The sequence below is a fragment of the Bacillus sp. 103mf genome (assembly GCF_900116295.1).
Lineage (GTDB): Bacteria > Bacillota > Bacilli > Bacillales > Bacillaceae_G > Bacillus_A > Bacillus_A bruguierae.
The window spans coordinates 38,041-51,045 of the sequence record NZ_FPAF01000008.1 but is presented as its reverse complement, the minus strand read 5'-3'; the positions used below and the strand labels follow the sequence as shown (position 1 = coordinate 51,045).

General features: G+C 35.5%; 14 protein-coding genes, 1 pseudogene and 1 riboswitch. Of the genes and pseudogenes, 11 read left to right on the top strand and 4 right to left on the bottom strand.

Annotated features, from left to right (window positions below):
- The first annotated feature begins 53 nt into the window (after positions 1–53).
- The 6 genes and pseudogenes from BM350_RS17350 (at position 54) to BM350_RS17325 (ending at position 5,631) form a co-directional block, all read left to right on the top strand.
- Positions 54–800, top strand: a complete 747-nt coding sequence (locus tag BM350_RS17350) for a DUF4430 domain-containing protein (RefSeq protein WP_090917044.1) — start codon at positions 54–56, stop codon at positions 798–800.
- A gap of 6 nt (positions 801–806) precedes the next feature.
- Entirely contained in the window at positions 807–1,685 is an 879-nt protein-coding gene (locus tag BM350_RS17345; RefSeq protein WP_090917046.1) for an energy-coupling factor transporter transmembrane component T, read from the top strand.
- Complete coding sequence (locus tag BM350_RS17340; protein ID WP_090917047.1) at positions 1,664–3,322, top strand: ABC transporter ATP-binding protein; 1,659 nt, start codon at positions 1,664–1,666, stop codon at positions 3,320–3,322. The genes BM350_RS17345 and BM350_RS17340 overlap by 22 nt, the downstream gene beginning before the upstream one ends.
- The gene (locus BM350_RS17335; RefSeq protein ID WP_090917049.1) at positions 3,292–3,978 is read left to right on the top strand and encodes an ECF transporter S component; all 687 of its coding nucleotides are present in this window, start codon (positions 3,292–3,294) and stop codon (positions 3,976–3,978) included. The genes BM350_RS17340 and BM350_RS17335 overlap by 31 nt, the downstream gene beginning before the upstream one ends.
- Before the next feature lie 322 nt (positions 3,979–4,300).
- Positions 4,301–4,765 carry a VOC family protein gene (locus tag BM350_RS17330; protein WP_090917051.1) on the top strand — a complete coding sequence of 155 codons (465 nt, stop codon included), beginning with the start codon at positions 4,301–4,303 and terminating at the stop codon, positions 4,763–4,765.
- A gap of 142 nt (positions 4,766–4,907) precedes the next feature.
- Positions 4,908–5,631 (top strand): annotated as a pseudogene (locus tag BM350_RS17325) (YwiC-like family protein).
- A gap of 65 nt (positions 5,632–5,696) precedes the next feature.
- On the opposite strand, the gene BM350_RS17320 reads toward BM350_RS17325, so the two are convergent.
- Complete coding sequence (locus BM350_RS17320; protein ID WP_090917053.1) at positions 5,697–5,888, bottom strand: hypothetical protein; 192 nt, start codon at positions 5,886–5,888, stop codon at positions 5,697–5,699.
- A gap of 149 nt (positions 5,889–6,037) precedes the next feature.
- A riboswitch (SAM riboswitch) is annotated at positions 6,038–6,136 on the top strand.
- A 100-nt stretch (positions 6,137–6,236) separates the two neighbouring features.
- Here BM350_RS17320 and BM350_RS17315 point away from each other — a divergent pair.
- The 3 genes from BM350_RS17315 to BM350_RS17310 all read left to right on the top strand — a co-directional run bounded on the left by BM350_RS17315 (position 6,237) and on the right by BM350_RS17310 (position 7,300).
- Entirely contained in the window at positions 6,237–6,488 is a 252-nt protein-coding gene (locus tag BM350_RS17315) for a hypothetical protein (protein WP_090917055.1), read from the top strand.
- Positions 6,489–6,797: 309 nt separating this feature from the next.
- Entirely contained in the window at positions 6,798–6,935 is a 138-nt protein-coding gene (locus BM350_RS26340) for an NAD(P)H-dependent oxidoreductase (RefSeq protein WP_139207696.1), read from the top strand.
- Entirely contained in the window at positions 6,932–7,300 is a 369-nt protein-coding gene (locus BM350_RS17310) for a hypothetical protein (RefSeq protein ID WP_090917057.1), read from the top strand. Before BM350_RS26340 ends, BM350_RS17310 begins: the two co-directional genes overlap by 4 nt.
- 39 nt (positions 7,301–7,339) lie before the next feature.
- Here BM350_RS17310 and BM350_RS17305 read toward each other — a convergent pair whose 3' ends face one another.
- The 3 genes from BM350_RS17305 to BM350_RS17295 all read right to left on the bottom strand — a co-directional run bounded on the left by BM350_RS17305 (position 7,340) and on the right by BM350_RS17295 (position 10,329).
- The gene (locus BM350_RS17305) at positions 7,340–8,602 is read right to left on the bottom strand and encodes a serine hydrolase domain-containing protein (RefSeq protein ID WP_090917059.1); all 1,263 of its coding nucleotides are present in this window, start codon (positions 8,600–8,602) and stop codon (positions 7,340–7,342) included.
- A 93-nt stretch (positions 8,603–8,695) separates the two neighbouring features.
- The gene (locus BM350_RS17300; protein ID WP_090917061.1) at positions 8,696–9,895 is read right to left on the bottom strand and encodes an MFS transporter; all 1,200 of its coding nucleotides are present in this window, start codon (positions 9,893–9,895) and stop codon (positions 8,696–8,698) included.
- Positions 9,896–9,912: 17 nt separating this feature from the next.
- Positions 9,913–10,329, bottom strand: a complete 417-nt coding sequence (locus BM350_RS17295; protein WP_090917063.1) for a MarR family winged helix-turn-helix transcriptional regulator — start codon at positions 10,327–10,329, stop codon at positions 9,913–9,915.
- A gap of 193 nt (positions 10,330–10,522) precedes the next feature.
- On the opposite strand from BM350_RS17295, the gene BM350_RS17290 reads away from it, so the two are divergent.
- A complete protein-coding gene (locus tag BM350_RS17290) occupies positions 10,523–11,419 on the top strand; it encodes an intracellular short-chain-length polyhydroxyalkanoate depolymerase (RefSeq protein ID WP_090917065.1) in 897 nt (298 codons plus the stop codon).
- Between the two features lie 406 nt (positions 11,420–11,825).
- The gene (locus BM350_RS17285; protein WP_090917067.1) at positions 11,826–13,001 is read left to right on the top strand and encodes an MFS transporter; all 1,176 of its coding nucleotides are present in this window, start codon (positions 11,826–11,828) and stop codon (positions 12,999–13,001) included.
- Positions 13,002–13,005: the final 4 nt, after the last annotated feature.

The window sequence follows — 13,005 nt, the reverse complement described above, 5'->3', positions numbered from 1 at the left end:
AAAATTAGGAGCAAATATTTGCTCCTAATTTTGTTATGAAAGGTGTGAGAAAGATGAAAATGATGAAATGGCTTGTCTTGTTAGTTTTCTCATTTAGCTTTATTGCTGGATGTAGTCAAAATGAGGTGAAAACCGATACAACTACAAAACAAACAGAGAAAAAAGATGAGAAGAAGCAAGAAGGGAATAAACAGGAAGAGCATAAACAAGAAGATAGTAAGCAAGAACAAAAGCCGACAGAAGAACAGAAACAAGAAGAGAAACGAAAAGATGAAAAAACGGCAGAACCAAAATCGATAGAAGAAAATCAGTCAAAAACGAAAACGGCAGAACCATCCCAAAATCAAAAAGAACAATCCAAAGTTGTAAATGAACCGAAAGAAACACCGAAACAGGAAAATGTACAGCAGACACAAGTAAATCCAGTGCCTTCACCAGAACCAAAACCGGAGCCGAAACCAGAACCAGAGAAAAAGATAGTTACGTTATCTGTACGGGATGATCAAGGTACAATTTTAGGAGATACAGAAGTAGAACTTCAAGACGGAGATACTGTGTTTAAAGTGTTAGGACGGACATTGAAGAAAAAAGGAATTCAAATGGAATATACAGGTTCAGGAAGCAGTGTATATGTTCAAGGGATTAATAATTTATACGAGAAAGCTAAAGGTGCCGGGAGTGGCTGGATGTATCGTGTGAATGGTGTTGCTGTTAATAAAGGTGCGGGTAGCTATAAAGTGAAACAAGGAGATAAAATTGAATGGTTTTATTCGTTAGATTATAGGAAAGAAGATCGGTAAAGAGTTATGAAACTAGCATTTTCTTCTATGCATCCATTCGTTAATTTTCTGTATTATGCAGGGGTGATTATACTATGTATGGTATGTCTTCACCCTGTTTTTTTAATTGGTGCAATTTGTATGATCCTTATATTAAATATTACGCAAGGTAATGGAGAAAAATTGAGAAAAATGTTACCTAGTTCACTTTTTTTCGCTTTTATTATTACAATAGCCAATCCGTTATTAACGCATCGAGGCAGTACGATTTTATTTTATATTGGTTATAATCCAATTACATTAGAAGCTGTAACATATGGATGCACAATGGCGTTATCGTTGGTTGTCATTATGTTTACATTCACCTCTTATAATGAAATGATTTCGAGTCATAAGTTTTTATATTTATTTTCTCGTATTTCACCAAAAGCAGCATTGCTCACGATGATTACAGTACGCTTTGTACCTTTATTTATGAGGCGCCTTACTCATATTACACTTGTACAAAGAACAAAGGGAGTTCAAGTGGATGCGGGTTCCTTGAAAGAAAGGGCACGGAATGGTATGAAGCTTTTACAAGTATTATTAGTTTGTTCATTAGAAGAAGCACTTCAAACGGCTGATTCTATGCAAGCGCGTGGATTCGGAGTGACAAAACGAAGTACATATATTCGGTATCGTATGGAACATAGAGATTGGTTAATCCTTAGTTTGTTCGTAATCTTATTTGTATGTTGTCTGTTCGGTGTAAGTAAGGGATATGGTATTTTAACAATCTATCCAAAAGTAGAATCGTTCTTTTTAGAGAAAAATGATGTATTTGTATTGATTCCATTTCTGATGTATATAAGTCTACCAATTCTAATAGAAGGAAGGGAGTGGTTATGGTGGCGCATGCAGAAATAAAAGAGTTGTCATTTACATATACAGACGAGGAGTCTGCTGCTTTATGTAATGTATCTTTATCTATTTCCCATGGAGAATTTGTTGTACTAGCAGGCCGTTCTGGTTGCGGTAAGACGACGCTATTAAAACATTTCAAAAAAGAACTTCTCCCAATTGGTATGAGAGAGGGCAACATATATTATGATGGAGCATCCTTAGAAGCAATACCAGACTTATTATCGGCTCAGGAAATCGGTATGGTATTTCAAAATCCAGAGAATCAGCTTGTGATGGATACGGTAATTCAAGAACTTGCATTTTCATTAGAGAACATCGGCTATGAAACAACTGTCATTCAAAAAAGAATTGCTGAATTAATTAGTTTTTTAGGATTTCAAGATATGTTGCATCAATCTGTACATACGTTATCTGGAGGGCAAAAGCAGCTTGTAAATTTAGCTGCTGTACTTGTTTTACAACCTAAATTGTTGTTGTTAGATGAACCGACAGCACAGTTAGATCCAATTGCAGCAAAAGATTTTTTAGGACTATTGAAACGAATTCATGAAGAATTAGGAATTACAATTATTATGAGTGAACATCGTTTAGACGAAGTAGTTCCTCTTGCCGATCGAATTGTTTTTATGGATGAAGGAGCCGTTGTGTATGATGGAAAACCAAATGAAGTGATACCAGAAATGTGGAAAGTAGAAGCATTCCGCCCATATATTCCGCAAATTCCACGGTTGTTTTTAGAGTGGAAGGCTGAACATGTTCCGTTTACCGTTCGTGATGCACAGAAACAAATTCGTCCTATTTTAAATGAGTTTCGGTGTGACATACCATTACAACATATAGAAAAAAGGGATGTAATACTACAAGCAAAACATGTTTCATTTCAATATGAAAAGAATGGACCGTTCATTTTACAGGATTTGACGTTGGATGTTAAACAAGGACAATGGACAGCGCTTGTTGGAAAAAATGGCACTGGAAAATCAACGCTATTAACGCTTCTAGCAGGAGTGCAAAAATGTCGCAGAGGAAAAGTAGTTTGGGAAGGAAAGCCTATTCATAAGGTAGAAGCGAAAGAACGCTTTAAAAAAATTGGTTATGTATCGCAGTATCCTTACTATCATTTTACGCATGATACCGTTTGGGACGAGTTGCTTAGCCGTGCAGAAGAACTATATAAAAGGGAAGCAAATGAAAAAGTAGAAGAAATGCTTCGGAAGTTTTCAATCTTTCCTATTCGCAATCGCCATCCGCATGATTGCAGCGGCGGGGAACAGCAATTGATTGCTCTTTGTACAGTATTATTATCAAAGCCAAATCTCTTAGTATTAGATGAACCGACAAAGGGACTAGATCCAGGGAAGAAAGAAGAACTGGGCAAGTTGTTTCAACAACTACAAAGAGAAGGAACGACAATTGTTATGGCGACGCATGATATTGAATTCGCAGCAAAATATGTGGATAACTGTATTATGTTATTTGATGGGAAAATTATCATGGAAGAAACACCGGCGCGCTTTTTTAGTGAGAACTTTTTTTATACAACGTCTATTAATCGGTTTATTCGTAAACAATTGCCGTATGCTTTAACGTGGGAGGATGTGTTTGAGGCGTGTCCAAAAGATATGCTTGTATCGTTTTAGCCGTTTTGTTCGTATTGATCGGTACACTTTTATTTACGTCTTTTGTGACGGATCAATACTATATATGGTGCAGTCTATTCTTTTTAATTGTGATTATGCTGCCATTTTATGCACGTTTTGAGAAAAAAGCGTTTGTTTCACGTGAAATTGTACTTGTAGCTGTCCTAGCGGCAATTGCTGCGATTAGCCGTGTTCCGTTTTCCATCATTCCAAGTGTACAACCAACGTCGTTTGTCATTATCGTATCAGCAATTGCATTTGGCAGTGAGACAGGTTTTCTTATCGGTGCAACAGCTGCACTTGTTTCTAATCTATTTTTAGGACAAGGACCTTGGACGCCATGGCAAATGTTTTGCTGGGGTATGATGGGTTTTTTTGCAGGACTATTGCGGCATACGTGGATGATGAAAACATTATGGGGTAGAGTTCTCTTTGGCTTTATCGCAGGATTTGCTTTTAACTGGATTATGAATGTATGGTTCCTTATTGGCTTTTTGAAGGAATTAACATGGGATACTTTTATAAAAGCATACATTACAAGCTTTTACTTTGATCTTGCCCATGCACTTTCCAATGTCCTGTTTCTTTGGATGTTTAGTACATCTTGGCTTAAAATATTGACACGCTTTAAGAGGAAGTATGGTATTTTAGATTAAGGAAATACCATTACGTAAATAATGAATAAATTTTTCTTGGAGGGCATAAATATATACAGTAGGATCGCGACTTACATATTCGTTTGCCTTTGGAGACACTTCTTATCTTATATAAGGAGTGTCTTTTTTATTTAGAAACTTACAATCTTTCATACTATGGTATGACGTTGATAGATAAAAGTAGATACTACATAGGGATGTTGGAAAGATTATATTTTTATATACTGATAGTGATAAGGTGAAATGAATTAGTACAGAGGGAAAAATCTCCCTAATCATTGTTGTATTGTACCGCATTATTACCAAAAAGGGGATGAAAAACATGATAAGGAATATATATGAAACACATTTACAGGTAAGGGATTTAGAAAGGGCAATTGATTTTTACCAACATAAACTAGGATTAAAGCTAGCAAGAAAATCACTTGAAAGGAAAGTAGCCTTTTTTTGGATAGGAGAGGATAGATACCAAATGCTAGGGTTATGGGAAAAGCCAAAAGATGCTTCTATTCAGCTTAAACATTTTGCTTTTGGAGTAGACTTAGAGTTTTTAAAGTGCTCTAAAATTTGGCTAGAAGAAAGGGGATTAGAGGTAATTGGAAGCCAAGGAAAAGGGAATGAAGAGCCTATTGTCCAAAGTTGGATGCCGGCAGCAAGTGTATATTTTCTCGATTGTGATGGGAATAAGCTAGAATTCATTTCTCTATTATTTGATGAACCAAACGACCTTGGGTATGTACCTTATTTAAGTGAATGGGAGAAGGAGATAGAGAATAAAAGGGTTTAAAAAACTTTTTCAAAATGTAAAAATATTACAGTTTGTTACACTGCAATGGTTCAATTATAGACACATTTTCATCAAAAGTCGAAGAATGAAATTATATATAATAAACATTGAGAATGATTTTCAAAGTTGAGGTGTCTATATGATAAAGCCGGTGATTCCAAAACAGCATGGTGCATGGGCGATGCTTCTGATTCCGTTTTTGCTGAGTGCTTTCATTGGCAAAGCGACATGGCAACACATACCACTTTTTTTAGCATGGTTATTTGTCTATTTAGCAACATATCCCTTTCTAATGTATATGAAACAAAAGCGGCAAAAGCGCTATTTACACTGGGCGCTCATATATTTTAGTCTTGCTATTTTGTTTGGTGTAATTCCCCTTACATACGAGTGGAGAATTCTTTTTTTTTGCAATATATATGATTCCATTATTTTTTATTAACATGTATTTTGATCGTCAAAAGAATGAACGAGCATTACTGAATGACGTTAGTGCTATTATCGTTTTTTGTATTGGTGGCATGATCAGTTATTATTTCACAATGAAAACAATTGATGAAACAGCATGGCTGATCGCACTTGTTTCATTTTTATACTTTATGGGAAGTACGTTCTATGTGAAAACGATGATTCGAGAAAAGAAAAATCCAACATATCGGTGGATTTCATGGGGATACCATGTATCACTTGTAGTTGGTACGTTCATTGTGTCTCCTTGGTTTGTCATTGCGTTTATTCCAAGTTGCATTCGTGCGATTGTGTTGTATGGTAAAAAGGTAACTATTTTAAAAGGTGGTGTGTGGGAAATCGTCAATTCAGTTTATTTTTTCATTGCTACTACAGTATTATTTCAATTAAAGGGCTGATAGTAAGTTCATGAGTTAAAAAGTAAGCATGATTCATACGTGCTTACTTTTTTGTTGTAGATTTTTTATTCCTGAGCCAAAACTTCCGCTGTACTATCACATTGTTGCAGTGCATGTTGAACAGCTTGCAAAGATTGTTCAATCCGTTGACGATTATCTGATTTCTCTACTGTTTGTAAGGCGTTTTGTAAACAGTTCTTTGCTTCGTGTAAAGCTTGACAAGAATCTTGAACGTGACCGCGTGCATTTTTTTGCATGAGTGCACACCTCCTTTGGTCGTATACATTTGTAGTATGAGCAAAACGAAATAAAATATCATAGTAATCTAAAAAATAAATCCTGATTATTCTTATAAGAATTGACTTTTTGAATTACACTCATTATAGTAAGAGATAAAGTGAATATTTTCTTATCCAGAGAGGTGGAGGGACTGGCCCGATGAAACCCAGCAACCGCGATGCAGGTGCTAATTCCAGCAGAACAGTTTTGTTCTGAAAGATAAGAAGGAAGAGAGATGATCCACTTCTTCTTATCGAAGAGGTTTTTTTATTGTAAAAAAACCGATAATGAAAGATGGGCAACGAGAAGAAAGGAGTAGGTGGACTATGACGCTTGAAAAATATATTACACTACGTAATGCAATTTATAAATATATGGAAGAAAAGGAAGAGCCGATTACATTATTGGATATTCAACAACATATCGCTACTGAACATAAAGGGAAATTTGCGAAGAAGATGCTGCAGCAATTTTATTTACTACGACTGCTAGATGAGTTAAAGCTGGATGGGAAAATTACTTTAGCAGAGCCATACAAATATATAGATGATAAAGGTATTTACTACACGGTAAAATAATATAGAGGGAGTTATTCTCCCTTTTTTATAGTAATATTTGTTTGAAAATTAATTTTATTTGATAAGTGTTATGTAGTTAAAAAGACTGTGCTATGCAGTCTTTTTAAAAGGAAATGGTGCTGAGTGTGTAGTGTTCAAAAATTAAATGTGCCCCGAAAAATGGGCGTTCTCGGCTAGCAAATAAAAAAGACACCATCGCCGAATAGGTGTCTGTCGCTTTGTAAAAGGGGCTTGCCCTTCGACATGTATTAGAATAGCATGTGAGTATAGAAAAAGTCAAAAGGGAATTAAAGGAAGGTGTTGTTTACAATGAACATATTAATTGTATATGCACATCCAAAGTCTTATAGCTTCAACGGTGCAATTTTGAAACAAGTGAAAAATAGTAAACGAGAAAAAAGAGAGAAATGGCTGCAAAAGATATATAAAAAGGCAATAAGATTATGAAAAATGGGGAACTGATTTACAAAATTGCGAATGTATGTAAAAGAGATGATGATTTGTTTTGTTCTTATCTTGAGTGTTTATTTGGTATAAAGGAGAATAGCAAGCAATTTTCTAAAGTCAAACAAGCAGTGCGAGAAGAGTATCTTATAAGAGGTATTTGTAAGAGAGAGGTAGACATTTTAGTAGAACAAAGTGAACAAGTTGCAGATTTGCATATACCTAAGTTGCTCCGATGGGAATTTTTACAGGAAAATGTTCATTATATAGAAGAGATCTGTTCAATGGTATTTCAGTTAAAACCGTTATGTTTTTCAGAAGAACAATGGAAATATGTAATTTCAATTATAGAGAAAGAGCTGTCATGAGACAGCTCTTTTCGTAACAAAAACTTCGAAAATTTCAACTTAATTAGAGGGCTCTTTCTGTAAGTGCTTCGCGATTTGTAAATACATATTTCCATATGCGGAGTGTATTTCTCCATTATGATTAGCATTGGAAGAAAAATGAACGATAACCATATGTGCAGTTGGATCGATATATAATCTTTGTCCATAACTGCCAAATACTTCGAATGCTCCGTGCTCGTTATGGGAGATCCACCATTGATTATGGTAAGAGTATCCCTCACCATCACCAACTGGGAGTTCGTATTTTTGTATATGCTTAATTTCTTCAATAATAGAAGAAGAAATAATTTGTTTCCCGTCATATACTCCATTGTCTATAATCATCTTCCCGAATCTTGCCATGTCTCGAGCGGTGGTATTTAATCCTGCACTTGCCTGTTCCACTCCTGTTTCGTCAACAACGTAATAAGCATTTTCTTCTGCGCCAATGGGCGACCAAATACGTTCACTTATTAGATCTGCGAGTGATTTTCCTGTTACAGTACGAATAATCCATGCCAGTGTTTCAGCAGAACCATTATTATATGAAAATGTTTCTCCTGGAGCAGCGGTTTCATTTGCTTCTAGCAACATGTCATAAATTGTTACCGGTCCATCATAGTTTTTACTGCGAGGAAGAAGGTTGCTTGCTAAATATAATTGTGCATCTTGATTTTCTAATCCAGCTTGTTTGAAACCGTGAGTTGGATATTCTACTGAAACTTGCATATCTAATAGTTGTTGAATTGTTGCTATTCCAAATGATGTTCCTTTTAATTCTTTTACATAAGTTTCTGCAGTTGCGTTAGGTTGTAGCTTTCCTTCTTCAATGAGGGTATTAACGAGCAACCCTGTAAATACTTTTGCTACCGATGCCATACCGTGTGGTTCGCTTTCTTTATATCCATGAAAGTACCGTTCGTACACAAGCTTTCCATCATGCAAAACAATGAAAGCATCTGTTTTGTGTTTTTCTAATAGTTGTTGAACCGTTGTATTATGGTCATTTTCATCTGTAATTTGTAGATTATCTAGATTTTGCAAATTAGCCCGGATTGATGATATATAATTTGGATTTTTAGCGACAATCTTTGTTAAAGTAAATTCGCGCATATGTGAATATGACCAGCGAAGATACGGATCTTGTAACCAGTTGTTTTTCGTTGCTGTTTGTCTTGAAGAAAAACTTTTATTTGGATTGAATAATGTAAATCCCATACCAGTCAATATACATACAAAAATTAAAATGCTTAAAATAAGCGAGGATTTTTTAAATCTCATAATAAGCCTCCTTCTCATTTTATTATAAGAGATAAGCTTATAAAGAAGCAAAAAAAGGAGAGTAAACGTAGAAGTTTACTCTCTCTTATAGTATTAAGCAGATAATTTTTCTTGTGTTGTTTGCTTTTGGAACTTTTGTTTACGTCCATGAAGAAAATAGTAAATCAGTAATGTAAATGCAACGATAATCGAAGAAATAAAATACATATGATGATAACTCGAATGTGCTGCGATAATTCCTAGTACGAAAGAGCCAATACCGATCCCTGTATCGAAGAATGAGAAATAAGTGGCTGTTGCAGATCCGCGCCTGTGATTTGGTGCGACACTAACTGCAATTGTTTGGAAGCTTGGAATTAGAGTTCCATATCCAAAGCCAATAAGTACGCCAGCAGCAAGTAACCAAAATGACGTTTGTGCTTGGCTTAAAACAAACATTCCAATCATAAAGATAATAATAGATGGATAAATGAGAACATTTTCTCCGAACCGATCGAATATTTTTCCTGAAAATGGTCTGGAAATAACAACTACAACTGCGTATACAACAAAGAAATAACTTGCAATATCAGCCATACCAAGCTCTTTTGCATAAACGGGAATAAATGAAAGAATACCGCTATAGGAAAAGGAAAGTACGCAACCTGTGAGAGCAATTGGAATTGTGGAAGGCTCAATTAAATCTTTCCATTGCATACGTTTCTTTTCGCTGTTGACAGTTGTTTTTTCGTTAGGGATATTTACTAATAGTCCACATAGAAAAGCAAGTATAGAAAATATAGAACAAATGATAAATAAACCTGTAAATGAGAATTTAGAAATAATTGTTAAACCTAAAAAAGGACCGATAACCATCGGTAAGCTCATAAACACTCCATAATAACCAAGTGCTTCACCGCGCCTGTGGGGCGGTGCTACATCTGTTACGATTGTACCAGTAGCTGTTGTTGCCATTCCAAATCCGATACCATGAAAGAAGCGAAGAGCAAGCAGTAAAAATAAGCTTTGCGTACCGAAGTACATTACTGTTGCAGCTAAAAATAACGAAAGGGAGATGAATAAAATTTTCTTCCTTCCTAAATCATCAAGCCATTTACCTGTAAATGGTCGGCAGATTACAGAGGAAATAAGAAACACTGTTGCGACAAGACCCATTTCTTCAGGTTTTCCTTTTAATCCGTCAATAACATATACAGGCAAGGTTGTGATCAGCATATAAAATGTTAAAAAGAGAAATAGACTACTCAAACATGTTCCAATGAAGTCTTTCGTCCAAAGCCTTTGACTTTCCATAGTCATCCCTCCAATTTTTAATCAAGATTACGAATTACTTTTTGTAGTACGTGAAAAGCAAGGCGAAGCTCTTCCTCGCTAATATCTTGCAATGTCTTTTTCTCAAATGAGTCTACTTCTTCTTGCCAATTCGGTATCATTGCGATTGCTGTTTCTGATAAAGAAATGAGCTTCTCGCGTCGATCTGTTCCCTCTGTTCGAGCAATCCATCCCATTAATTCCATACGCTTTAAAGTACGAGTCATTGTTGGTGACTCAACGTTTAAGTATTGACATAATTCTGTTTGCGTGCAAGATCCAGTTTGATTTAGTCTGAAGATTACAGCCCACTGCGCACTGTATAAACCAGTTGGGGAAACACGTTCATTGAATCTCTTGGAAAATTTCCGAGCGGTTTGGCTGACAGTGTGAAAAAAGTGTTGTTTTTCGTCCATATTTTTGCCCTTTCTAATTAGTTACCTAGCTAACTATATCTGTTTTTTTCTGAATTGTCTAGTAGTCCATTGTTATGCTTATGTAAAAATAAGTTAATTCAGATTGAGAACGTATATTCTGTGTGTTATTATTGAGTTAGAATTTTCTGTCTTTTGGAATGTGTGTTATTGATAATTTTGAGGGGGAAACAGAATGATGAAACCTGCCATTATGAAATCGGTAGCATTATCAAATGGAGAAACAATTGCTTATCAAGAAGCGGGAAATGGAACAGAAATATTGGTGCTTATTCACGGAAATATGACATCTTCACAGCATTGGGATTTAGTTATAGAACAACTGCAAGATTCTTATCATATTTATGCCCTTGATTTACGTGGTTTTGGATTTTCGACTTATCATCATCCGATTGATTCATTGAATGAATTTGCAGAAGATGTGAAGTTGTTCGTGGATGAACTGCAATTAAAAAATTTTTCATTGGTCGGATGGTCAATGGGGGGAGGAGTTGCTATGCAGTTTGCAGCAGCTTATCCGATGAATGTGAATAAACTTATATTGGTAGAATCAGTAGGGGTGAAAGGATATCCAATTTTTAAGAAGGACATAAATGGTCAACCGATTGTATCTAATCTTTTAAAAACAAAAGAAGAAATAGCTAAAGATCCTGTTCAAATTGCACCAGTTGTCGAAGCTTTAAAACAAAAGGATAAGCAGTATTATCGTAATATCTGGAATTTACTTATTTATACGCATCATCAACCTAGCCCAGATCGCTATGAAAAATATCTTAATGATATGTTGACGCAGCGCAATTTTGTTGATGTAAATTATGGACTTGTAACATTTAATATATCCGATGAGCATAACGGAGTTGTAGCCGGGAACGGGGATATGAATCGTATTCAAGTGCCAACATTAGTTCTTCAAGGTAATCGTGATTATGTGGTGCCTAAAGTAGTTGGTGAAGAGTTGGCAAAGCATTTGCCAAATGCGAAATTGGTCGTGTTAGAAAATTGTGGGCATTCTCCATTTATCGATTGTTTAGAAGTATTTATCAATGAAGTAACCGAATTTTTGAAAGAGTAGCTGCGTTGTTTCCTACTGTAAATAAGAAACGTGTAATAGGGGCGTTTTGAAAAAGAGAAAGATTATGGAGATTTTTTATACAGAACCAGCTACTTTCGTACAGATATTGATTCCAGAAGTAACGGTTTCTCAATCAATTAGTTATAAAGTTTTGTATACGTATATTCAACAATTGTATTTTTAAACATTCCTTCTAGTGTGTGGGACAAAATATTATATGACCTATTCTTATTTGCATCCAGTACAAGGTGTAGTTGTGCAGCCATATGTAAAAGCTCAAACAGGGGAAGGATGAAAGCTAGAAGTCTGAACTTCTAGCTTTATTTTTGTGGAAATTGAAAGTATACGATTTATGGATTAACCAGCTATAATAAAGGATGTGAGTTTGTAGAGGGAGCGTAATAAAATGGGAAAAAGGTATACGTTTTGGATTATGGTTGGAATTGTTGCGATTTCTGGACTTTCACAAGGCATGCTGTTACCAGCAATCGCAATGATTTTTGAGAAGGAGGGAATTAGTTCAAGCTTTAATGGCATTCATGCAACGGCATTATATATTGGTATTCTTGTTATTTCACCTTGGCTTGAGAAACCGATGCAAAAGTTTGGAATGAAACCTCTTATTGTAATTGGAGGATTCATTGTTATTGGAGCATTATTTGTATTTACGCAAACATTTTCTTTTTGGGTATGGTTTGTTCTTCGTTTTTTAGTTGGGGTAGGGGATCATATGCTTCATGTTGGAACACAAACGTGGATTACTACAACTGCTAGTCCGCACAAGGTAGGAAAACAAGTTTCTATATATGGAGCATTTTTCAGTATTGGTTTTGCAATGGGACCTTATTTAGCGAGTACAGTAAAATACGGTATTGCAACACCATTTATTGTATCAACTGTCCTTTGCTTAATAGGTTGGTTATTGTTAATTCCAACGCAAAACGCATTTCCTGATCAAGGAGAAGCGAATCAAGAAAGTGAATCATCTTTGCAGCGCTATACGCAAGTGTGGATAATCGGATGGATTGCGTTACTGGCACCGTTAGCTTACGGTGTATTAGAAGGGATGCTTAATAGCAATTTACCTGTATATGCGATGAGGAAAGGTTGGTCAGTTGAACAAATTTCATTTTTATTGCCAGCGTTTTCGATTGGTGGAATTGTTACGCAAATACCACTTGGTATACTTAGTGATCGTCTTGGAAGAGAGCGTATTTTAACATGGGCATTTAGCGTCAGTACAGTGATTTTTCTATTAGCAGCTATATTCGATGAATATTATGGGCTTGTATTTATATGTATGTTATTTGCTGGTATGGTTATTGGATCATGTTTTTCACTTGGACTCGGTTATATGACAGATTTATTATCTAAGCATTTATTACCAGCAGGAAATATTTTGTGCGGAATTGCTTTTAGTATCGGAAGTATTACTGGTCCTGTATTAGGTGGAATATTTATAGAAAAAATACAGTATACAAGCTTTTTCTTTGCCGTTATGATCATTATGGCAGTAATATCGATTGTTTACGTGACATATATGAAAAGTCAAGCAATGATAAGGAAAGTAGAAAGTAGGTAAAACA